The 20,726-nt window shown below is 72.7% G+C and carries 18 protein-coding genes, 1 tRNA gene and 3 pseudogenes; 8 read left to right on the forward strand and 14 right to left on the reverse strand.

The genetic code is table 11. From position 1 onward, the window contains the following. The 3 genes and pseudogenes from VNL12_RS20255 to VNL12_RS20265 all read left to right on the forward strand — a co-directional run. Positions 1-154: pseudogene (locus tag VNL12_RS20255) on the forward strand (IS110 family transposase); the annotation flags it as partial. A gap of 203 nt (positions 155-357) precedes the next feature. Continuing rightward, positions 358-430 (forward strand) — tRNA-Lys (locus VNL12_RS20260). Positions 431-674: 244 nt separating this feature from the next. Further along, positions 675-1,529 (forward strand): SDR family oxidoreductase, encoded by an 855-nt coding sequence (locus VNL12_RS20265; protein ID WP_325597120.1) that lies wholly within the window; start codon positions 675-677, stop codon positions 1,527-1,529. Between the two features lie 108 nt (positions 1,530-1,637). On the opposite strand, the gene treY is transcribed toward VNL12_RS20265, so the two are convergent. The 3 genes and pseudogenes from treY to VNL12_RS20280 all read right to left on the reverse strand — a co-directional run. Then, on the reverse strand, positions 1,638-3,737 hold the full coding sequence (gene treY, locus VNL12_RS20270) for a malto-oligosyltrehalose synthase (protein ID WP_325597122.1): 2,100 nt from the start codon (positions 3,735-3,737) through the stop codon (positions 1,638-1,640). A gap of 7 nt (positions 3,738-3,744) precedes the next feature. After that, positions 3,745-5,142, reverse strand: a pseudogene (locus VNL12_RS20275) (glycogen debranching protein); the annotation flags it as partial. Continuing rightward, positions 5,070-5,579: pseudogene (locus tag VNL12_RS20280) on the reverse strand (maltotransferase domain-containing protein); the annotation flags it as partial. The pseudogenes VNL12_RS20280 and VNL12_RS20275, both read right to left, overlap by 73 nt. Before the next feature lie 62 nt (positions 5,580-5,641). Here VNL12_RS20280 and VNL12_RS20285 point away from each other — a divergent pair. Then, positions 5,642-6,928, forward strand: a complete 1,287-nt coding sequence (locus VNL12_RS20285; protein WP_325597128.1) for a 4-alpha-glucanotransferase — start codon at positions 5,642-5,644, stop codon at positions 6,926-6,928. 78 nt (positions 6,929-7,006) lie between these two features. Here the strand turns inward: VNL12_RS20285 and VNL12_RS20290 are convergent, their stop codons facing one another. Further along, positions 7,007-7,450, reverse strand: coding sequence for an SRPBCC family protein (locus VNL12_RS20290; RefSeq protein WP_325597130.1), 444 nt, complete (start codon positions 7,448-7,450; stop codon positions 7,007-7,009). Positions 7,451-7,539: 89 nt separating this feature from the next. Further along, the gene (locus tag VNL12_RS20295) at positions 7,540-8,043 is read right to left on the reverse strand and encodes a DUF4383 domain-containing protein (RefSeq protein WP_325597132.1); all 504 of its coding nucleotides are present in this window, start codon (positions 8,041-8,043) and stop codon (positions 7,540-7,542) included. 323 nt (positions 8,044-8,366) lie between these two features. Here VNL12_RS20295 and VNL12_RS20300 point away from each other — a divergent pair, with 323 nt between their 5' ends. Beyond that, positions 8,367-8,918, forward strand: a complete 552-nt coding sequence (locus VNL12_RS20300) for a hypothetical protein (protein WP_349257892.1) — start codon at positions 8,367-8,369, stop codon at positions 8,916-8,918. 67 nt (positions 8,919-8,985) lie between these two features. Here the strand turns inward: VNL12_RS20300 and VNL12_RS20305 are convergent, their stop codons facing one another. The 5 genes from VNL12_RS20305 to VNL12_RS20325 form a co-directional block, all read right to left on the reverse strand. Then, positions 8,986-9,222 (reverse strand): ferredoxin, encoded by a 237-nt coding sequence (locus VNL12_RS20305; RefSeq protein WP_325597136.1) that lies wholly within the window; start codon positions 9,220-9,222, stop codon positions 8,986-8,988. Beyond that, positions 9,219-11,303 (reverse strand): xanthine dehydrogenase family protein molybdopterin-binding subunit, encoded by a 2,085-nt coding sequence (locus VNL12_RS20310; RefSeq protein WP_325597138.1) that lies wholly within the window; start codon positions 11,301-11,303, stop codon positions 9,219-9,221. Before VNL12_RS20310 ends, VNL12_RS20305 begins: the two co-directional genes overlap by 4 nt. Next, a complete protein-coding gene (locus VNL12_RS20315) occupies positions 11,300-12,289 on the reverse strand; it encodes a xanthine dehydrogenase family protein subunit M (protein ID WP_325597140.1) in 990 nt (329 codons plus the stop codon). Before VNL12_RS20315 ends, VNL12_RS20310 begins: the two co-directional genes overlap by 4 nt. Then, on the reverse strand, positions 12,286-12,792 hold the full coding sequence (locus tag VNL12_RS20320; protein ID WP_325597142.1) for a 2Fe-2S iron-sulfur cluster-binding protein: 507 nt from the start codon (positions 12,790-12,792) through the stop codon (positions 12,286-12,288). Before VNL12_RS20320 ends, VNL12_RS20315 begins: the two co-directional genes overlap by 4 nt. Positions 12,793-12,889: 97 nt before the next feature. After that, on the reverse strand, positions 12,890-13,567 hold the full coding sequence (locus tag VNL12_RS20325) for an HAD family hydrolase (RefSeq protein WP_325597144.1): 678 nt from the start codon (positions 13,565-13,567) through the stop codon (positions 12,890-12,892). A gap of 127 nt (positions 13,568-13,694) precedes the next feature. Here VNL12_RS20325 and VNL12_RS20330 point away from each other — a divergent pair, with 127 nt between their 5' ends. Further along, positions 13,695-14,129 (forward strand): SRPBCC family protein, encoded by a 435-nt coding sequence (locus VNL12_RS20330; protein WP_325597146.1) that lies wholly within the window; start codon positions 13,695-13,697, stop codon positions 14,127-14,129. 66 nt (positions 14,130-14,195) lie between these two features. After that, complete coding sequence (locus VNL12_RS20335) at positions 14,196-14,375, forward strand: hypothetical protein (protein WP_325597148.1); 180 nt, start codon at positions 14,196-14,198, stop codon at positions 14,373-14,375. 55 nt (positions 14,376-14,430) lie between these two features. On the opposite strand, the gene VNL12_RS20340 is transcribed toward VNL12_RS20335, so the two are convergent. The 3 genes from VNL12_RS20340 to VNL12_RS20350 all read right to left on the reverse strand — a co-directional run bounded on the left by VNL12_RS20340 (position 14,431) and on the right by VNL12_RS20350 (position 18,247). After that, positions 14,431-16,098: a DNA polymerase ligase N-terminal domain-containing protein gene (locus VNL12_RS20340; protein ID WP_325597150.1), complete on the reverse strand. Its 1,668-nt coding sequence runs from the start codon at positions 16,096-16,098 to the stop codon at positions 14,431-14,433. 60 nt (positions 16,099-16,158) lie between these two features. Then, positions 16,159-17,169: a patatin-like phospholipase family protein gene (locus VNL12_RS20345; protein ID WP_325597152.1), complete on the reverse strand. Its 1,011-nt coding sequence runs from the start codon at positions 17,167-17,169 to the stop codon at positions 16,159-16,161. A 76-nt stretch (positions 17,170-17,245) separates the two neighbouring features. Then, positions 17,246-18,247: a YrzE family protein gene (locus VNL12_RS20350; RefSeq protein WP_325597154.1), complete on the reverse strand. Its 1,002-nt coding sequence runs from the start codon at positions 18,245-18,247 to the stop codon at positions 17,246-17,248. Between the two features lie 263 nt (positions 18,248-18,510). Between VNL12_RS20350 and VNL12_RS20355 the strand changes: the two genes are divergently transcribed. Beyond that, the gene (locus VNL12_RS20355; protein ID WP_325597156.1) at positions 18,511-18,777 is read left to right on the forward strand and encodes a hypothetical protein; all 267 of its coding nucleotides are present in this window, start codon (positions 18,511-18,513) and stop codon (positions 18,775-18,777) included. A 178-nt stretch (positions 18,778-18,955) separates the two neighbouring features. On the opposite strand, the gene ilvD is transcribed toward VNL12_RS20355, so the two are convergent. After that, positions 18,956-20,662 carry a dihydroxy-acid dehydratase gene (ilvD, locus tag VNL12_RS20360; protein ID WP_325597158.1) on the reverse strand — a complete coding sequence of 569 codons (1,707 nt, stop codon included), beginning with the start codon at positions 20,660-20,662 and terminating at the stop codon, positions 18,956-18,958. Between the last annotated feature and the right edge of the window lie 64 nt (positions 20,663-20,726).

Consider the following 20,726-nt stretch of genomic DNA (forward strand, 5'->3'; position numbering starts at 1 on the left):
ACGCGCTCAAGGAGACAGCCACCACAAAGCCCTCCGCGCCCTCGGCAACCGTCTCGTCGGCATCCTCCACGGCTGCCTCCACCACCACACCCCCTACAACGAAACCACCGCCTGGGCCCACCGCAACGACCAACCCCTCAAGATCGCCTCTTGACACCTACGGGCCCTGGGGTGTCTGAACCGCCGAGCCGGCTGGGACGGCGAGTGTGGCGCGCCCAGGGCCAGGCGATGACGCCCACTGGGCTGGCGAGACGGCAGATCCGAGCGAGCTACAGCCGATCAACGCCTACGCTCGGCCCTCTGGAGCCGGCCTCCGCTCCGCGGATGGGGTTTTCGACCGCGAATCGCGCCGGCCCCGGGCCACTAGCTCAACTGGCAGAGCATCGGGCTTTTAACCCGCTGGTTCAGGGTTCGAGTCCCTGGTGGCCCACAACGGAACTTGTCAAGGGGTCGTTGCTGGTTTCCCTTTTGCCCCGCTGGTTCAGGGTTCGAGTCCCCGGCGGCCCACGACCATCGGCCAACCTGCGGTGGACACCGCACTCGCCCTCGTCAAGCGCTTCGCGTCGGCAGGGACATCGCCTCGCCAATCCGCCGTCGCCAGGGGTTTGCTCGCCGACCCGGGTGGCAGTCCCCGGAGGGTCCGATCGCCGGGCCACCGCCCTGGAGAGGTGCCGATGCCCGACGCCACGCGTCCTGCCCAGTCCCAGCCCTACCCGGGCCGCACCGACGAGATGACGCCCGAGCCCCGCGACGAGATGCGCGGCTACGAGGGCCGAGGACTCCTCGCCGGGAAGCGGACGCTCGTCACCGGCGGTGACTCCGGCATCGGCCGGGCCGTCGCCATCGCCTTCGCCAAGGAGGGTGCGGACGTCGCCATCGCCTACCTCTCGGAGGACGACGACGCCCGCCACACCGCAGACCTGGTCGAGGCCGAGGGCTGCCGTGCTCTGCTCCTGCCCGGCGACTTGTCCCAGGAGGACCGCTGCAACGAGGCCGTCACCCGCACCGTCGAAGAGCTCGGCGGCATCGAGATCCTCGTCAACAACGTCGCCTACCAGCAGCCGGTCGACTCCCTCGAGGAGCTGTCGACCGAGCAGTGGGAACGCACCTTCCGCACCAACATCCACAGCTACTTCTGGTGCACCCGCGCCGCCCTGCACCACATGTCCGAGGGCGCCGCCATCGTCAACACCAGCTCGATCAACGGCCTGCGGGGCAACAAGGCGCTCATCGACTACGCCGCCACCAAGGGCGCCATCAACGCCTTCACCTACTCGATGGCCCAGGTGCTCGTCGACCGGGGCATCCGGGTCAACGCCGTGGCCCCCGGCCCGGTGTGGACGCCGCTGATCCCGGCCACCATGCCCGAAGAGAAGGTCGAGAGCTTCGGCGAGCAGGTCCCCATGGAACGGGCGGCCCATCCCGACGAGATCGCCCCCTCCTACGTGTTCTTCGCCTCCGAGCGCATGGCGAGCTACTACACCGGCGAGGTGCTCGCGCCCATCGGCGGCGAAACGCTGCCCGGCTGACCGTCGAAGCGGGTCACGGTTTCCCATGGCGGCGTCGGTCCGGGGCACTTCCTGGCAGGGGCGCCTCCGGATCGGTTGAAACCGTCCCGATCGTCGCCGCGGCCGAGGTCAGGTCCGCTCGTAGAGGCCGATCCCCCACCCGCCCACCAGGTCGTCCCACGGTTCGGGGCCGGACACCTCGCGCTCGCCGCCGTCGAGGACGTTGAGCCACCGCCCGTCGGGCACCGCGATGACGGCGGCCTCGGCGGCCGCGGAGTCGGGCCGCACCGGAACCACCACGAGCACTTCGTCGTCGCCGCGGGCGAAGGCGACGACGTGGGGTCCGGCGTCGAGCGGGCGATAGGCGCCCTCGAAGGCATCGGTCCGACGCGCTCGCAGGGCGAGGGCGGCGCGGATCAGCCACAGCTTGGCCGTGGCCGCCTCCGGCTCGGCCCCGGCGGCCAAGTTGTCGAGCACCCGGCGGCGGTGCTCCCAGTCGACGGGGCGCCGGTTGTCGGGGTCGACGAGGGACAGGTCGGCCAGCTCGTCGCCCCCGTAGATGTCGGGCACACCCGGGCTGGTGAGCTTCAGCAGCACCTGGCCCAGGGCCACCCGTTCCCCTTCGACCCCGATCTCTGCTGCGAACGGCAGGAAGGAGTCGAGGAAGGGGCGGTGGCCGAGCAGCGCGGTGGCGAAGCCGATGGCACGGCCCTCCCACGACTCGTCCGGCTCGATCCAGCTCGTCGTCCGCTTCGCCTCCCGCAGCGCCTTGCGCAGGTACGTCGAGAGGCGCTCCTCGTCGATGGGCCAGGCCCCGAGCAGGGTCTGGAACACGAGGTAGCGCTCGGCGTCGTCGGGGGCGCCGCCCTCCACCAGGTCATCGGTCAGCGTCATCCACCCCTGCACGTGGTCCCGCCACTCCTCGGCCCTCCCGGCCAGCAAGCCGAGGCGGGCCCGCACGTCGGCGGAGCGCTTGGTGTCGTGGGTCGAGGAGATGAGCAGGTTGCGCGGGAAGCGGCGGGCGCGCTCCGCGTTGCCGGCGTGGAACGCGTCGACCGAGAGCCCGAAGCGGCCGGGGTCGCCGCCGACGTCGTTCAGGGCCAGCAGGCGCAGGTACCGGTAGAAGGCCGTGTCCTCGATGCCCTTGGCCGTGATCGCCGGCGTCGTCTGCTGGAAGCGGGTGACGAAGGAGTCGTGGCCCGGTTCCTCCAGCAACAGCACCCGGGCGAGGTCGTCCGGCAGGTCAGCAGTGGCGAGAGCCTTGCGATCGCCGTCGTCGACGGTGCCGCTCCACGGCTCCACGTAGGTCCGGTACACGGGTAGGGCTGCGACCGCCCGCGACAACAGCTCGACGTCGGCCAGGTCGTTCAGGCCCTCGGCCGCCGCGACCCGGGCCAGGCGCTCGACCTCGGGGGCGAACGAGGTGCGGGCCTGTTCGAGCTCGGCCTCGGCCGCCACCTCGGCGAAGGGGCGGGTGTCGCCCGAGATCCGGTGCCACAGCTCGGTGAGGGGGGCCTCGCCGGCGGGGTCGACGAACAGGGCGGTCACGTCGTTGAGGAACTCGTACCCGACGGTGCCCGACACCGGCCAGTCGCGCAGGACCTCACCGGTGTGCAGGATCTTCTCGATCCACACGTCCCCCGTGCCCTGGGCCGCCAGCCGCTCGAGGTACCCGGCCGGGTCGGCCAGGCCGTCAGGGTGGTCGACGCGGACACCGGCGACCACACCGTCGGCCAGCAGCTGGAGCACCTTGCGGTGGGTTGTCTCGAAGACCTCGTCGTCCTCCTGGCGCAGGGCGGCGAGGTCGTCGACATCGAAGAACCGGCGCCATCGACCCGTCTCGGCGTCGAGGTCGAAGAACTGTTCGCGCCGGGCCTCGTCGGTCCACCAGGGGTTCTCCTCTCCGGTGCCCATGTGGTTGGGCACGATGTCGAGCACGATGCCGAGGCCTTGGGCGGCGAGGGCCCGCAGGCCCTCCTCCCCGCCCAGCGTGTCCGAGACGCGGGTGGGATCGACCTGGTCGTAGCCGTGGGTGGAGGCTTCCCGAGCCCGGAGGACGGGCGAGAGGTAGAGGTGCGACACACCGAGGTCGCGCAGGTAGGGGACCAGCTCGGCAACCGCGGCGAAGTCGAGCTCGGGCGAGAGCTGGAGGCGGTAGGTGGCGAGCAGGCGGTGGCGACCACCGTCGGCGTCGACGTCGGACACGGGCTCGGCGACAGGTTCGGACACGGGTTCGCTACTCCTGGCGGCGCAGGATCGTGATCGACCGGGCCATGATCTCGACCTGGTCACGAGATGGCGAGGACCACGCGCCGGCGGCGAGGGCCGGGTCGACGGTGGTGAGCTCCAGGGCCCACCGGGCACCGAAGCGGCGGGCCGGGAGCACGAAGTCGACATCCTCGTGGTGGGCGTTGAAGAGCAGGATGAACGAGTCGTCGTCGATCGTGCGCCCCCGGCGGTCTCGGTAGGGGATCTCGCTGCCGTTCAGGAACAGGCCCACGGCGTGGCTGTCGGCGCGGTTCCAGTCGCGGGTGGTCATGCGCCGGCCGTCGGGCCGGAACCACCAGGCGTCGGGGAGGCCCGGCTCGTCACCGGAATCACCCCGCAGGAAGTGCCGGCGACGGAACACCGGGTGCTCCTGGCGGAGGCGGATCAGCCGCTGGGTGAAGTCGTACATCGCCCGGGCGGCGTCGTCGAGCTCCCAGTCGAACCACGAGATCTCGTTGTCCTGGCACCACGCGTTGTTGTTGCCGCCCTGGCTGCGACAGATCTCGTCGCCGCCGAGGAGCATGGGGACGCCCTGGCTGACGAGCAGGGTCGTCATCATGTTGCGCTGCTGACGGGCCCGGAGGGCGAGGACCTCGGCGTCGTCGCTGGGGCCCTCGACGCCGCAGTTCCACGACCGGTTGTCGTCGGTGCCATCCTGGTTGTCCTCCTTGTTGGCCTCGTTGTGCTTGTGGTCGTAGCTGACGAGGTCCGAGAGCGTGAAGCCGTCGTGGGCGGTGAAGAAGTTGATCGACGCCACCGGCGAGCGGCCGTCGGACTCATAGAGGTCGCTCGACCCGGTGAGGCGCGACGCGAACTCGGAGTGGTCGGACCGGCCCCGCCAGAAGTCGCGCATGGTGTCGCGGTACATGCCGTTCCACTCGGTCCACAGGACCGGGAAGTTGCCCACCTGGTAGCCGCCGGGGCCGACGTCCCAGGGCTCGGCGATGAGCTTGACCTGCGAGAGGACCGGGTCCTGGTGGATAGTGTCGAAGAAGGCTGAGAGGCGATCGACCTCGTAGAGCTCCCGGGCCAGGGCGCTGGCCAGGTCGAAGCGGAAGCCGTCGACGTGGCACTCCGTCACCCAGTAGCGCAGCGAATCCATGATGAGCCGCAACGTGCTGGGATGCACGGCGTTGAGCGAGTTGCCCGTGCCGGTGAAGTCCATGTAGTAGCGGGGGTCATCGGGCATCAGCCGGTAGTAGCTGGTGTTGTCGATGCCCTTGAACGAGAGCATCGGGCCCAGGTGGTTGCCCTCGGCGGTGTGGTTGTAGACCACATCGAGGAGCCGTGAGCCTCCACCGCGTCGGCGGCGGCGGCGAGGGCGGCCCGGTCGGCGCCCTTGGCCCGCTTGGCCGCGGCCCGCAGCAGCACGGCCCCCTCGGCCAGCTCGCTGTTGAGGTCGTCCTGGCCGGCGGCGACCTTCCGGGTCAGCTCCACGTGCCACGAGGCCAGGACGTCGGACCACGCCTCGATCGTCCACGTCCAGCGGCCCAGGGCGTCGACGGGGAAGGAGCCCTCCCAGCGGACGCCCTGGATGTGGGCGTCGACGGGGTGCAGCGGCGTCTCCTGCCAGGACCGCCCGTCGCCGTCGCCGCCGCCGTCGCCATCGTCGTCGGGCGCCTTCCAGCGGACGACGGCTCGCAGCACGTCGTGGCCGTCGGAGAAGATGTCGGCGGCGACGGGCACGGCCTCGCCGACGGTGCGCTTGGCCGGGTAGCGACCGCAGTCGAGGACGGGCGACAGGTGCTCGATCTGGATGCGGTGGGGTGGTTTGCTGCGGGCGGGGAAGGGCACTGCTGGCACCGGCCCCCACTACCCGCGCCGTGGTCACCCAACCCCGCCCCCCGACGCACCCAGGCCGGATCTTGCCCCTCGATTCCCCCATCTCCTCCAGCGCCACCAAGGGCTCCGAGCCCTTCGCCGTCCCCCGAGGGGCAGGAGTGTTGGCCCATGTCACATCGATCCCCGGCGGCCGCCTGGGCGACGACGCCCTCCGCTTCGTCGACTGGCTGGCCGACGCCGGCGCGTCGTGGTGGCAGGTGCTGCCCCTCGGCCCGCCGGACGCGCACCGCTCGCCCTACGGCTCGGCGTCGGCGTTCGCTGGTTGGCCCGGGCTGCTGGCGCGTCGCCGCGCGCCGGTTGGCGCGGAAGAGGAAGAGGCGTTCCGCGCCCGCCACGGGGCGTGGATCGACGACTGGGAGCGGTGGGCGGGCGGGCGCGACGCGGTGCTCGACCAGGTGCGCTTCGACCGCGAGTGGGGCGCGGTGCGGCGCCACGCCGCCGAGCGGGGCATCTCACTCATCGGCGACGTGCCCATATACGTGGCCGCCGGCAGCGCCGATCACCTCTCGCACCCGGAGCTGTTCCAGGACGGCGTGGTGGCCGGCGTGCCGCCCGACCTCTTCAGCGCCACCGGGCAGCGCTGGGGCAACCCGCTCTACGACTGGCCCGCGCTCCAGCGGCGCCGGTATCGGTGGTGGGTCGAGCGCCTGCGGCGCACCTTCGAGCTGGTCGACCTGACCCGCATCGACCACTTCCGGGCCTTCACCGCCTACTGGGCCGTGCCCGAGACCTGCCCGACCGCCGTCGAGGGGCAGTGGGTGCGGGGCCCGGGGCGGGCGGTGTTCGACGCGGCGCGGGCCGAGCTCGGGACGCTGCCGGTCATCGCCGAAGACCTCGGGCTCATCACCCCCGCCGTCGAGCGCCTGCGCGACGGCCTCGGGTTCCCCGGCATGAAGGTGCTCCAGTTCGCCTTCGACGCCGAGGTGCACGACGCGTCGGACCACCATCCCAGCGTCCACGTCGAGCGAAGCGTCTGCTACTCCGGCACCCACGACAACGACACCGCCCGGGGGTGGTGGGACGCCTCGAGGTCGGAGACCCGCGAGCGCTTCCTCGTCGCCGCCGCCTCGGCGCGGGTCGTGGAGGACGAGCCCTGGTGGACGCTCGTCCGGCTCGCCCTCTCCTCCCCGGCCCGCCTGGCCGTCGTCCAGCTCCAGGACGTGCTCGGCCTCGGCTCCCAGGCCCGCATGAACACCCCCGGCCGCGAGGACGGCAACTGGACCTGGCGCGCCCGCCGGAGCGAGCTCACCCCTGCCGTCGCCGCCCGCCTCCACGCCGCGGTGGCGGCCGCCGACCGCCTCCCGACCTGACCCGATCTCACCGTCGTCCGACCGCGGCACGTCAGCACCCCGACGTTCCTGCCGGCGCGGGCGTCGCGCTCCGCCCCGTCAACCGCTGCGGTCGCGGAACTGGCGGAGGCCGGTGTCAATCACCCAGTCGTGGCCGAACCGGGCGATGGGGTGGGCGACGGTCCCCATGGCTCGCAGCACCGGGTGGCGAGGAGCCAGGGCGGAGGCGAGGTGCAGCTCGCTGCCCCCGGCCACCTCGTTGATCTCGAACGACGCCGAGCCCTCGATGTCGCCGCTGACGGTCGCCGCCACCGACCGCTCAGGGACCACCTCGTCGAGGGTCAGGTCGAACCGCAGCCGGTAGGGCAGCGGCGGCTGCACCACGCAGGTCCAGACCTCGCCGGTACGGAGGCCCTCGGCGTCGAGCTCGCGCAGCCACGGCCACCAGGAGCGGTACCGGTCGACCTGGCCCATCCGCGCCCACAGCTCCGGAGGTGCGAGGTCGAAGCGGTGCCGCCGGTCGGATTGGACGAGCGGTCCCACCGTCCCAGGCTCCCACAGCTCCCGATGCGGCGTCCGGCGCAGGCGCACAGGTCTCCCGACGACAGGCGCCCCAGCCGCAACGCCGGTCGCTAGCGCACCACTGCGTCGCGGCGTGCGGGGTCGCGACGGGCGGCGGCGGCGGCGAGGGCGCCGAGGCCGACCATCCCGATTCCGAGACCGAGGTGGAGCCAGTTGTCGGCCTCGTTGAGCGGGACGAAGTTGGCGTCCGACGTTCGGTCGATGACCACGCCGTAGAGCGTGAGCACCAGGTAGACGGCTCCACCGGCCACGAGGTAGGTGACGGCGATGTCGGCCCGTCGGGCGGCCCAGAGGCCGACGACGCCGAAGAGCAGGTGCACGATGTTGTGCAGCACCGACACCTGGAACAGGCCCAGGAGCTCGGCGCCCGACTCGTGGCCCAGCAGCTTGATGTCGCCGAGGCCCGGGGTGACGCCAGGGACGAAGCCCAGGATGCCGATGAGCAGGAAGGTGGCGCCGACGACGAGGGCCAGCGTGGACGCCAGCGTTCCCGGCCTCCACGACGACTCGGTTCGGGAAGAAGCGTTGGAGGTAGCTCCGGGGGAGGTGGCCATGAGGGCTCCTTTGGGTGGGGCTTCGCCTCTTCCCCTCGGGACCAGGGTAAACGGGGTGTGCCCGCCACTGCTCGCCGGGCGACGGCCCCCGGGGGTTGGGGATCGATCGCGTCTGCCCTGGCCCACGACGGGCGAAACGGCCTCACTGACGTGCCGGGGCGAAGCGACGGGCGACGGGGCGCCGTTTCCGTCCGCCGTGACCGGGCCGTTCCCATCCGCCGTGACCGGGCCGTTCCCGTCCGCCGTGCTCGGGTAGCCCGAGAGTCCGCTGGAAGATGAGGTGCTCGGGTAGCTCGAGAGCTCCTCGGCAGATGAGGTCGATGATGAGAGATGTGACGGTTCGAGTGGTGCACGACGCCAGCCTGGCGGCGTGGTTCGGCGGATCGCTGATGGGCGTGATCGGGCTGAACGGCGCCGCCGCTCAGGTGCGCGACGAGACCGACCGGGCTCGGGTTGCGGCGATCGGCTGGTCGCGGTGGCAGCCGGTCAACACCGTCGCCGCCGGCGCCCACGTGCTGGCCGGCATCGGCATCACGCGCGCCAACCGAGGCCGGATCGTCAGCCAGAAGGGCGTGGCCACCGTCGCCACCAGCAAGGCGGCGCTCACGGGGCTGGCCCTCGCCGCCCACGCCTACGCCGCGTGGCTCGGCAACCAGGTCGGTGACGCAGGCGACGCACCGGTCGAGGGCGCCACGGAACCGGCCCCGGAGACGCCCGAGAGCGCCGCCGGGCCGCAGCAGAGGCTGCGCGTGGTGCAGTGGACCGTTCCCGTCCTCACCGGTGCCCTCGTGGTGCTGAACGCGGTGATGGGTGAGCACCAGCGTCCGGTCCCCGTCGCTCGCGGTGTCCTGGACCGCTTGACCCCCGACCGCTGACCAGGGCATCGCGACGCCTGGTCCCGCCCGACGGCCGCGCCTCAAGTGGGCCGCGACCTCGGCATCGTCAGGTGCCGGGCCGGTCCGGCTCCGGCTCCGCGAGGTGGATCGCCCCCATCGGGCAGAGGTCGGCCAGCTCCTCGAGGCGACTCCGGGGCAGTGCCTGCGCGGCGGGGAGGGCGACGGCCAAGGCTTCGGGCCCGTCCTGGTAGGCGAAGGCGTCGGGCGCCTCCAACACGCACGCGCCCGAGCTGACGCACTGATCGTGGTCGACCCAGACCCGGGGCGACGCGCCGTCGGTCACGGCAGGTAGCGATCGGCGGTGAGGGGCAGCTCCCGCACCCGGGTGCCGGTGGCCGCGTGGGCGGCGTTGGCGATGGCCGCCGCCGCGCCCACGATGCCGATCTCCCCGATGCCCTTGGTGCCCATGGGGTTGAGGTGCGGGTCCTCCTCGTCGACCCAGATGGCCTCGATGTCGGCCACATCGGCGTGGGCGGCGATGTGGTACTCGGCCAGGTCGTGGTTGACGATGTGCCCGGTGGCCCGATCGAGGAACGCCTGCTCGTGGAGCGCCATCGAGAGCCCCATGGTCATGCCCCCGACGAGCTGGGAGCGGGCGGTGCGGGGGTTGACGATGCGGCCCACGGCGAAGACGCCGAGCATCCGCGGCACCCGGATCTCACCGGTGTCGCAGTGCACCTGCACCTCGGCGAACTGAGCGCCGAAGGCGCGCATGGCGTACTGCTCGGTGTCGGGGTTGTCGGCCGCCTCGGACTCGCCGTTCGCCCCCTCCGGCGGGTGGTCGCCGTGCTCGGACCGCAGCCGGCGCGCCGCTTCGACGATGGCCGAGCCCCACGATCGGATGCCCGACGATCCGCCGGCGACCGTGGCGTAGGGCAGGGACGTGTCGCCGATCTCCAGGTCGATGCACTCGACGGCCACGTCGAGGGCGTCGGCCGCGATCTGGGCCAGGGCGGTCCACGTCCCGGTGCCGATGTCGACGGCGCCGATGTGCACCGCGTAGTGGCCCTCACCCTCCGAACGCACCTTCGCCACCGAGCCCGGCATGGTGTGCACCGGGTAGGTCGAGGTGGCCACCCCGAGACCGACCCGCCAGCCGTCGACCACTCGAGACCCGGGGACGGTGGGCCGGTCCGACCACCCGAAGCGCAGGGCCCCGATGTCGAAGCATTCGACGAGCGTCCGACTGGAGAAGGGCAGGCCCGTGGCCGCGTCGACGTCGGTCTCGTTGCGGACGCGCAGCTCGATCGGGTCGAGCCCGCACACCTCGGCCAGCTCGTCGATGGCGACCTCGGGACCGAAGTTGCCCGGGCACTCCCCCGGCGCCCGCATCCACGACGGGACGGGCACGTCGAGGGGGGCGAGGCGGTGCGACGTGCGCCGGTTGGGCGTGGCGTAGATCGAGCGGGTGGGCACCGTCGTCTGCTCGGCGTACTCCTTGATCCGCGACGTGTGTTCGACGACCTCGTGGGCGACGGCGGTGAGGTGCCCGGCCTCGTCCGCCGCGAGCCGCACCCGCTGGATCGTCGCCGTGCGGTGCCCGACCAGGGAGAACATCTGCTGCCGGGTGACGGCCAGCTTCACCGGGCGCCCGTCGCTCACCTTCGCGGCCATGGCGGCGAGGGCGATGTGGGCGTGCGCGGTGCCCTTCGACCCGAAGCCGCCACCCACGTGGGGAGCCACGACCCGGACCTGGTCCTCGTCGAGGCCGAAGAGGGGGGCGATGGTCGCCCGGACGCTGTGGACGCCCTGGGTCGAGTCGTGGAGCGTGAGCCCGTCCTCGGACCACGTCGCGGTGGTGGCGTGGGGCTCCATGGGGTTGTTGACCTCGAGCGGGGTCCGGTAGCTCTGGTCGACCCTTCGGGGCGCGGCGTCGTAGGCGGCGTCGACATCGCCGTCGTCGGTGTCGGTCGCGTAGCCGGCGTTGACCTCCTCGGGCGCGTAGAGGTCGTCGCGGTCGGCTCGGAGGTCGACGTCGTGGGCCTCGACGTCATACGCGACGCGCACCGACCCGGCCGCCTGGCGGGCGACCTCCGGTGTCTCGGCCAGCACCGCACCGATGATCTGGCCGCGGAAGGCAACCGCGGGCGACTGGAGGATGAACAGCTCGGCGTCATCTGCGTTCGACAGCTGCGGGGCGTTCTCGTGGGTGAGGACGGTCAGCACACCGTCGAGGGCCGAGGCCTCCGACGCGTCGATCGATGTCACCCGTCCCCGGCCGATCGACGCCTGGAGCACGTGGAGGTGGACGGGCCGTTCGACCGCGTGGTCACCGGCATACAGCGCGGCACCGGTGACCTTGGCCCGGGCGTCGTGGCGGACCCGATCGCGCCCCATGGCCCGGGGTTCCAGCATGTCGGTCATCGGTCCTCCGTGGTCAGGTCGCGCAGGGTGGCGACGAGCGTGGCGCGGGTCATCGGCACCTTGAAGCCGTTTCCGTCCTGCGGCGCGGCGGGCTCGAGCTCGGCGTCGGCGGCTCGCTCGTAGGACACAACGGTGGCCGGCGCGCCCCGAAGGACGGCTTCGGCTCGGTGCGCCCGCCACGGCTTGTGGGCGACCCCGCCGAGCGCGATGCGCACGTCGGTCACCGTGGCGTCATCGACCGAGAGCACCACCGCGACCGACACCAGGGCGAAGGCGTAGGAGGCCCGGTCGCGCACCTTGCGGTACGCGGACCGGACGGGGCGCCCGGGAGCAGGGAGGTCGACGGCGGTCACCAGCTCGCCGTGAGCCAGCGTCGTGTCGAGGTCGGGCCGATCACCCGGCAGGCGGTGGAGGTCCTCGAAGGGCACGCTCCGCTCGCCGTCGACCCCCGCGACGATCACCGACGCGTCGAGGACGGCGAGGCCCACCGCCATGTCCGACGGGTGGGTGGCGATGCAGTGCTCGGATGCCCCGAGGATGGCGTGGTACCTCGTGTAGCCACCGAGGGCCGAGCAGCCCGATCCCGGCTCACGCTTGTTGCACGGGGTGGTGACATCCTGGAAGTACACGCAGCGGGTGCGCTGGTGCAGGTTGCCGGCGGTGGTCGCCATGTTGCGGATCTGGCCCGACGCCCCAGCCAGGAGGGCTTGGCTCAGCACCGGGTAGCGCTCACGGACGCGCCGGTCGGCGGCCAGGTCGCTGTTGCGCACGGTCGCGCCGATCCGCAACCCACCGTCGGGGCGGTCGGTGATCTCGCCGGTCGGCAGGCGGGTCACATCGACGAGCAGAGCGGGGTCGGCGATGCCGAGCTTCATGTGGTCGATCAGGTTGGTGCCGCCGCCGAGGAAGGCGGCGTCGGCCCGACCGACGACGACGGCCACGGCGGACGGGGCGTCGGTCGCCACCTCGTAGTCGAAGGGCCTCATGTCCCAGCCGCCGAGCGGACCGCGGCGAGGATGTTCACGTACGCCCCGCACCGGCAGAGGTTCCCGCTCATGCGCTCGCGGATCTCGTCGTCGTCGAGGGTGACGGGCGCGACGAGGTCGTCGGTGACGTGGCTCGGGTGGCCGGCTGCGGCCTCCTCGAGCATGGCGATGGCCGAGCAGATCTGGCCCGGGGTGCAGAAGCCGCACTGGAAGCCGTCGTGGTCGACGAACGCCTCCTGGACGGGGTGCAGCGCGTCACCGACGGCCACCCCGGCGGCGGTGGTGACGACGGCCCCGTCGTGGGCCACTGCAAGGGTGAGACACGACAGCACCCGTCGGCCGTGTAGGAGGACGGTGCACGCGCCGCACTGACCGTGGTCGCAGCCCTTCTTGGGCGCCGTGACCCCCAGCCGGTCCCGCAGGGCGTCCAGCAGGGTCGTCCGGGTGTCGACGGTCGTCGAGCGCACCTCACCGTCGACCTCGATCTCGATGTCCGCGTGCATCGGGCGCAGCCTTTCTGGTGAAGGTCCGGGCGACGGCACTGACCGCTCCTCCGCGGGCCAACCCGACGCCGCCCCGAGGACGGCGGCGAGGGCCTCGTCAGCCGGTCGACGCGAGACGGGCGATGGCGCTGCCCGCCAGGGCGCGACAGAGCGCGGCGGGGTCCTCGTGGACCTCGACGGCTCCGGCCCCGAGCAGCTCGATGCCCCGGGTTCCGCCGGTGAGCAGGCCGACCGTCGAGAGGCCGGCTCGGTCGGCGGCCTGCACGTCCCACACGGTGTCGCCGACCACGATCGCTCTCTCCGGTGCCACCCCGACCCGGTCGAGGGCGGCGGCGAAGATGTCGGGTGCCGGCTTGCTGACCTCCGCGTCGCCGGAGCTGGTCGCCGCGCTCAGCCAGTCCTCCGCGTCGAGCAGGGTGCGGAGGAAGTCCAGCTCGTCCTCCTTCGACGACGAGGCCAGCACCACCGCCAGACCCAAGCCGTGCACGGCGCGGATCAGCTCCCGAGCCCCGGGCAGGAGCCGCACGTCGGGTCGGAGGGCCTCGTACTCGTCGTGGTGCGCCTCGCTCGCGCCGGGGACCTCCTCCCCGACCAGCTCCTCCACGAGGAGATCGGCGCCCATGCCGACGAGCGGGTGGATGCGGTGCATGGCCACCAGGCGCCCACAGCGGCGCAGGGCGCGAGCCCAGGCGACGGTGTGGATCCAGTTGGTGTCCACCAACGTGCCGTCGACATCGAGCAGCACAGCGCTGTCGGGTGGGCGGTTCTCGGTCACGGCATCCTCCTGCGAGTCGACTCCCCCTTCCCGGCCTCGCCCGCACACACCCACATGGTTCCGTCCTCGACGGTGGGGAAGGGCAGAACTTCGGCGCACCCCGTGCCGATCCGAGGAGGTCCCCGACGTGGGCGTCGCAACGAGGGACCTGCCCTTCACCCGGGACCGGGTGTACGAGGTCGTGTCAGACCCTCGCAGCTACCCCCACTGGCTGGTGGGGACCCAGGAGATCCTCTCGGTCGACGACGACTGGCCTGCACCGGACTCTGCCTTCGGCCACCGGGTGGGGCTGCTCGGGCCGCTGACGGTCAAGGACTCGACGGTCTCCGAGGAGGCTGAGCCACCGGCGCAGCTCGTGCTGCGCGCTCGCGCCCGTCCGATGGGCCGGGCCCGGGTGCAGATCACCTTCGAGGAGACGGCCGGCGGGACGAGGGTGACCATGGAGGAGGGTCCGCTGGGGCTCGTGGCCCCGTTGAGCCCGTTGCTGCAACCCCTGATCGTGGCCCGCAACGAGAAGTCGCTGCGGCGCCTCGAACGCCACCTCGCCGACGCCCCGGCGTGAGTCGCTGCCGCGTGGCTCCTCCGCGCACCGGTCGCATCGGTCGGCCACGCTCGTAGAGTCGAGCCCATGACCACCAGCTACACGGTCGAGGCCTCCGAGGGCGACATGAGCCCGCCCCTCGTCAGCGAGGACGCGGCCCACGACTGGGCCGCATCCAACCGGCGGGGCCAGGACTACTCGGTCCACGTCACCGACGACGGAACGCCGCAGGGCGAGGCCCGACGCTTCTCGGCCCGACCCACCTGAGCCCCGGTCCCCGCCCCGGCCTCGGCCTCACGGCGACCGGGCCCGACGCGACGGTCTACAGGGGCGGCAGGCGCTGGGGCAGGCCGACGAGCTCGGCGAGGGGGTCACCCACCTCCTCGACCCGGTCCAGCACGGTGCGCACCGTCCAGCGATCGGGCGTGAGGTCGGGGTCGTCGAGCTCGTCCCAGGTGATGGGCACCGAGACCGGGGCGCCGGGGGCGGGGCGGGCGCTGAAGGGGGCGACGAGGGTCTTGTTGATGGCGTTCTGGGTGAAGTCGAGGCGGGCGAGGCCGCCGCGGTCCTTCTTGTTCCAGGCCCAGCTGATCAGCTCGGGCACCGTGCGCCCCACGGCGCGCGAGACGGTCTCGACCCACTCCCGGGCCTGCTCGAAGGAGTGGCCCGCGGCGATCGGCACCCAGATCTGGATGCCCCGCTTGCCGGTGACCTTGGCCCCCGCCCGCACCCCGAGGCTGTCGAGCACCACCTTGTGCAGTCGGGCCAGCACGATGACGTCATCGAAGTCGTTGCGCGGCCCCGGGTCGAGATCGATGTAGGCCCAGGACGGCTCCTCCCAGGACGCGGTGCGGGAGTTCCACGGGTTGAGCTCGACCGCTCCGTAGTTGGCCAGCCAGGCCAGCGTCGCCGGGCTGTCGGGGACGATGTAGGTCCGTGTGTCCTTCGCGCCGGCGCCGGGGTAGTCCCACCGGGTGATCCAGTCCGGGGCGTGGCTGGGAACGGCCTTGTGCCAGAAGCCGGGCGCGTCGACGCCCCGGGGGAAGCGGTTGGAGTTCACCGCCCGGTCGAAGAGGTACCGCAGCATGGTCGGGGCGATGACGGCGTGGTAACGGATCAGGTCGCGCTTGGTCACCGGGGCATCGTCGTCCGTCGCCGGGAACAGCACCTTGTCGAGGTTGGTCAGCTTCAGCGTGCGGCCCTGCAGCTCCCACTCGCCCTTGGCGCCGAGGGCGTCGAGGGCGTCGAGCTCGTCGGGGGTGGGCGGGTCCCACTCGGGGAGCGTCGATGCCTCCCCCAGGACCTCGGCGCGACGCGGGGCCGTCGATGCGCTCGCGTCCGAAGGCTCCTGGTCGATCGCCTCCGCCTCCGCCCGCACCTCGTCGTTGGTGCGCCCGCTGCGCACCGAGGTGGGATGGTCCTCGGGGTCCCAGCCGGCGACGGCGTGGGCATCGCCCTTGTGGATGAGCAGCCACTGGTCACCGTCGCCCCTGCGGACGAGGGCGTAGTGGCCGACGAGGCGCTCGCCGAAGACGTCGAAGTGCAGCTCGCCGGCCTCGACCGCAGCCACGGGGTCGTCCTCGTCCGGAGCCCAGGTCCCCCAGTCCCAGACGATCACGTCGCCTCCGCCGTACTCCCCCTCGGGGATGGTGCCCTCGAAGTCGAAGTAGTCGAGGGGGTGGTCCTCGACGTGCACCGCCAGGCGACGTTGCCGGGCATCGAGCGTCGGCCCCTTGGGCACGGCCCAGCTGACGAGGACGCCGCCCATCTCGAGCCGGAGGTCGTAGTGGCGGCGGCGGGCCCGGTGGCGCTGCACGACGAACCGGTCACCGCCGGCGGCCGACGGCGCCTCGGCGATCCCTGACGGCTCGCCCGTGACCTCGAAGTCTCGCATCGAGCGGTACCGGTCGAGGCGATCGGCCGCGGGAGGACGGTCATCCGCGGTGGACGTGTCGTCGGCGAGGGACGTGTCGTCGGCGGGCCCGGTCACGACCCGACGGTACCCACCGAGGCACGGACGGCGCCGATGACGGTCACGTCGCCGCCGTGGTCACGTGGCCGCCGACGCGCCGGTCTGGTTGCGCCGGGCGGCCTGCGGCGAGAGCGACGCCAACCGTGCCGCGACCTCGGGCTGTGACGTCCGACGACCGGTGTCGAGGAACGCCTCGCGCACCACGTCGGCGCCACGGCCGTCGGCCATGGCGTTGACCCCCATGGCTCGGAGCACGCGCGGGCCGGGCTCGATGCGCACGACGGTCGTCCCCGCCCGGCGGAGCCGGCTCAGCTCGCGGTCGAGGCGACGGTGGACCCCGCGGCGCAGCAGGACGTCGGGCACCGCGGCCCACCCCCCGGCGACCGACATCGATGCCACGACGATCACCAGGTCGAGCCCCTCGTCGCGCAGGACATCCGCGTTGGTCGACGAGTGCACGCCGCCGTCGAGGTGCTCCTCCCCGTCGATGCCGATGGGGCGGAAGTAACCGGGGATGGCGCACGACGCCAGCACAGCCTTCGACAGCGGCGCGGACGGCGCGCCCGGTCGGCCGAACACCACGCGGGCCCCGTCGCGGCGGCGCACGGTGCAGATCCACAGCCGCTCAGGCCAGGGGGCCCCCTCGGTGGCTTCGGCCAACGCCTCGGCCTGCCGCTCGATGTCGACCGTGCCCGCCGGCATCAGCGTCAGCGCCGCCACCGAGGGGCGGAAGGCCCAGGGCCGGCGCAGGTTCCGCACCAGCAGCGACGGGGACGGCGGACGCCACGGTCGCGCCACGTTGCGCCAGGTGGGCGGGGGGATGGCGGGCGGGTCGCCTCTCAGCTCCTCGATCACCGGGGCGCCCTCATCCGACAGCGGCGCCTCCACCGCTCCGGCGGCCAGGTCGGACGCCGAGACGCCCAGGCGCAGAAGGGTGGCGGTCACCGAGCCGGCCGAGGTGCCCACCACCACCTCTGCGGTGCGGGGGTCCCATCCCAGGTCGTGCGCGAGGCTCGTCAGCACCCCGGCCTGATAGGCCTGCCCGACCACTCCACCGGCGCCGAGCACCAGACCCACCCGCGGGCTCATCAGGGACGCGAGCCCCCACGAGCAACCGCTGCGGTCACGATGACCGCCTCGGCCGCGTCCCTCCGGGCGCGGCCTCTCACTGCGGTCGCCGACCGGCCGGCCCGGGCCGCGGGGGCGCTGCGTTCGGGGCCGGAGCCGCCGGGGGAGGCGGGGGCGGGGGGGCGTCGGTCCGGACCGGTTCGGGTTGGTCGCGGGTGTCGACGCCGGGCGAGCCCTGCGGACCCGGTGCCGCAGGGCCATCGTCGACGGCGGTGCGGTCGTCAGCCGCCGGGCGGTCGTCGACGGCGGTGCGGTCGCCATGGCGCGCCCCGTCGGCGGACTCATCGGAGGCCTTGCGTCGGGCGCCCTCCTCCGCGGCCTGGCGCTGGGCGCCCTCACGCCGGGCCTCCTCGTTCGCGGCCTCTCGCCGGGCGCCTTCGTTCGCGGCCTCGCGCCGGACGACCTCGTCGTGATCGACGTGCTCCTCGCGCCGGTGCTCCTCGCGCTCGGCACGGGCTCGGGCCTCGGCCTCGGGCCCGTATGCCGGGTCGACGACCCGGCGGGCCAGCTTGGTGTGCCAGCGCTCGCCGAGCATGCCGCCGAGCACAGCCCCGACGATGATCGCCAGGAGCGAGATGACGGCGCTGGCGATGGCCACGCCCTCGATCTGGTCGGTCGAGGTGGGGACGCCGATGCTCTGGAGGTTGTCCTCGATGTCGGTGCCCTCCGAGAGGCTGGCGGCGCCCCCGGCGAGCGCGCCGACGACGAGGCTCAGCACGAAGACGAGGACGCCGTGGAGGATGCCGGCTCGGCGGGCCATGCGCCCGGCGACGTAGCCGCCGAAGAGGTAGGCGAGGAGCAGCACGGCCGCGGTGACCAGGGCGGCGACCATGCCGCTGCCCGTCCAGTCGTTGGTCTGGAAGTCGGTGTCGACGTCGATGCGGGTCAGCAGGGCGCCGGTGATGGCGGCCACGATGGCGAAGGCCCCATAGGCCGACATGGTGCCGGCGACGATGCTGACGAAGGAGATGCGTCCGAGCCCGGCATCGCGGGCGACCGCTCGATGCTCGCGTCCGGCTCGGTTCTTCGAGGATCCCATGATGACCTCCAGGTCAACGGTTGGTGGTGTCGGCCCGCCCGTGCGCTGGCGGCGGTCCCCTTCCCGCTTCGCGGTGAACCACGCACATCGCTCCGGCATCGCTGGTGCGCGCCCGACCGGCGCGGCGCGGCGCGGTGCGGGTTGAGCGGCGCTCGTCGGGGTAGTCGACCGTCGCCGTAGGAGGTCGAGCGAGATGGTCGACCGTCGCCGTAGGAGGTCGAGATGCAGTCGAGGTTCGTCACCGGGGACGAGGAGCGACGCTGATGCCCGTCGCCTCGTTCGTCTTGGGCGCCCGGGGATGGACGCCGCTCGACCACAAGGTCGGCGACGTCGGGCCCAGCCCCGTGCCCCGCTGGGTCCCTGTCGGCGACCTCCACGCCCTCGATCCCGAGGCCGGCACCGCCGTGTGCAGCGGGGAGGCGCTGTCGCCTGACCCCACCGGACGCTCCTTCGAGCCCGGCGGGCCCGGCACCTGCGACGCCTGCAGTGAGGCGCTCGCGCCCCGAGGCACAAAGCACCCGAACTGGTAGCCGATCCGGGGGTCGGGGCCCCCGATCCCCCGACCAGTTCAGCGGGTCGTCGTTCGGAGGGCGAACTGGTAGCCGATCCCGGGGTCGGGGCCCCCGATCCCCCGACCAGTTCGGCCGGTGGGCCCCGTGGCGGCACCCGCTCAGCGCCGACGAGGCCGGCGGTGGCGGCTCAACCTGCTCAACGGGGGTTGGTGATGGCGCCGGTCTCGGCGCCCTGCACGAGCTTTGCGTACTTGCCGAGCACGCCTCGGGTGTAGCGGGGCGCCAGCGGCGTCCAGCCGTCACGCCGGCGGGCCAGCTCGACCTCGTCGACCAGCAGGTCGAGGCGCAGCTCGTGGACGTCGACGAGGATCGTGTCGCCGTCGGCCACCAGGGCGATGGGCCCGCCGTCGACCGCCTCGGGGGCGACGTGGCCGATGCAGAAGCCCCAGGTCCCCCCGCTGAAGCGGCCGTCGGTGATGAGGGCGCAGTCCGCCCCCCGCCCGGCGCCCTTGAGGGCACCGGTAATGGCCAGCATCTCGCGCATGCCGGGGCCGCCCTTGGGCCCCTCGTAGCGGATCACCAGCACCGTGCCGGCCGTGATGGCACCGGCGAGGATCGCCTCCATGGCCGCGTCCTCACCGTCGAACACCCGGGCGGTTCCCTCGAAGCGCATCTGCAGGGCGGTGAGCCCGGCGACCTTCACCACCGATCCCTGCGGGGCGAGCGACCCGGTGAGGACGTTGAGGCCTCCCTCGGCGTGCAGCGGCTGGTCGAGGGGGTGGACGACGACGCCGTCGGGTCCGGGGGGGTCGATGTCGGCCAGGTTCTCGGCCATGGTGCGGCCGGTCACGGTGAGCACGTCGCCGTGGAGCAGGCCCGCCTCGAGCAACAGCTTCATCACGACCGGCACGCCGCCCACCTCGTCGAGGTCGCGCATGTGGAACTTGCCGCCGGGCTTCAGGTCGGCGAGGTGAGGCACCCGGGCCGCGATGCGGTTGAAGTCCTCGAGCTCGAGGTCGACCTCGGCCTCATTCGCGATGGCGAGCAGGTGGAGAACGGCGTTGGTCGAGCCCCCGAGGGCGGAGGTGACGGCGATGGCGTTCTCGAACGCGGCCTTGGTCATGATCATCCGGGGCGTGATGCCGAGGCGGAGCATCTCGACGACGGCACGGCCGGCGGCCTCGGCGTCGCGGTGGCGTCGGGTGTCGATCGCGGGGGGCGACGCGCTGCCCGGCAGCGACAGGCCGAGCGCCTCGCCGATGCTGCTCATGGTGTTCGCCGTGAACATGCCCCCGCAGGCCCCCTCGCCGGGGCAGGCGTGGCGTTCGATCTCGGTGAGCTGCTCGGTGGTGATGGCCCCGCGGGCGCACGCGCCGACGGCCTCGAACACGCTGGTGATGTCGAGGGCCTCGCCGTCCAGCTCCCCGGGCAGGGTGCTGCCGTTGTAGACGAGCACGCTCGGGAGGTCGAGGCGGGCCGCGGCCATGAGCATCGCCGGGATGCTCTTGTCGCATCCGGCCAGGCCGATGAAGCCGTCGAGGCGTTCGGCGTGGACGACGGTCTCGACCGAGTCGGTGATGACCTCGCGGCTCACCAGCGAGGCCCGCATGCCCTCGTGGCCCATGCTGATGCCGTCGCTCACGGTGATGGTGCCGAACTCCATGGGCCAGCCCCCCGCGGCGCGCACGCCGACCTTGGTGTGCTCGGCCAGGGTGCGCAGCGTCATGTTGCAGGGCGTGATCTCGTTCCAGGCCGAGGCGATGCCCACCTGGGGCTTGTCCCAGTCGCCGTCGCCCATGCCCACGGCGCGGAGCATCGCCCGGGCCGGGGCCTTCAAGATGCCGTCGGTGACGTCGCGGCTGCGGGGCTTCACGTCGACGGTGGTCTCGGGTGCATCGGCCATGGCGAAGACGGTACCGGGCGGCCGGTGCCGAGTCGGCGGCGGTTCCGATCGAGTCGGGTGGCCA

Source organism: Iamia sp., assembly GCF_035575815.1.
In the GTDB taxonomy this organism is placed as follows: domain Bacteria; phylum Actinomycetota; class Acidimicrobiia; order Acidimicrobiales; family Iamiaceae; genus Iamia.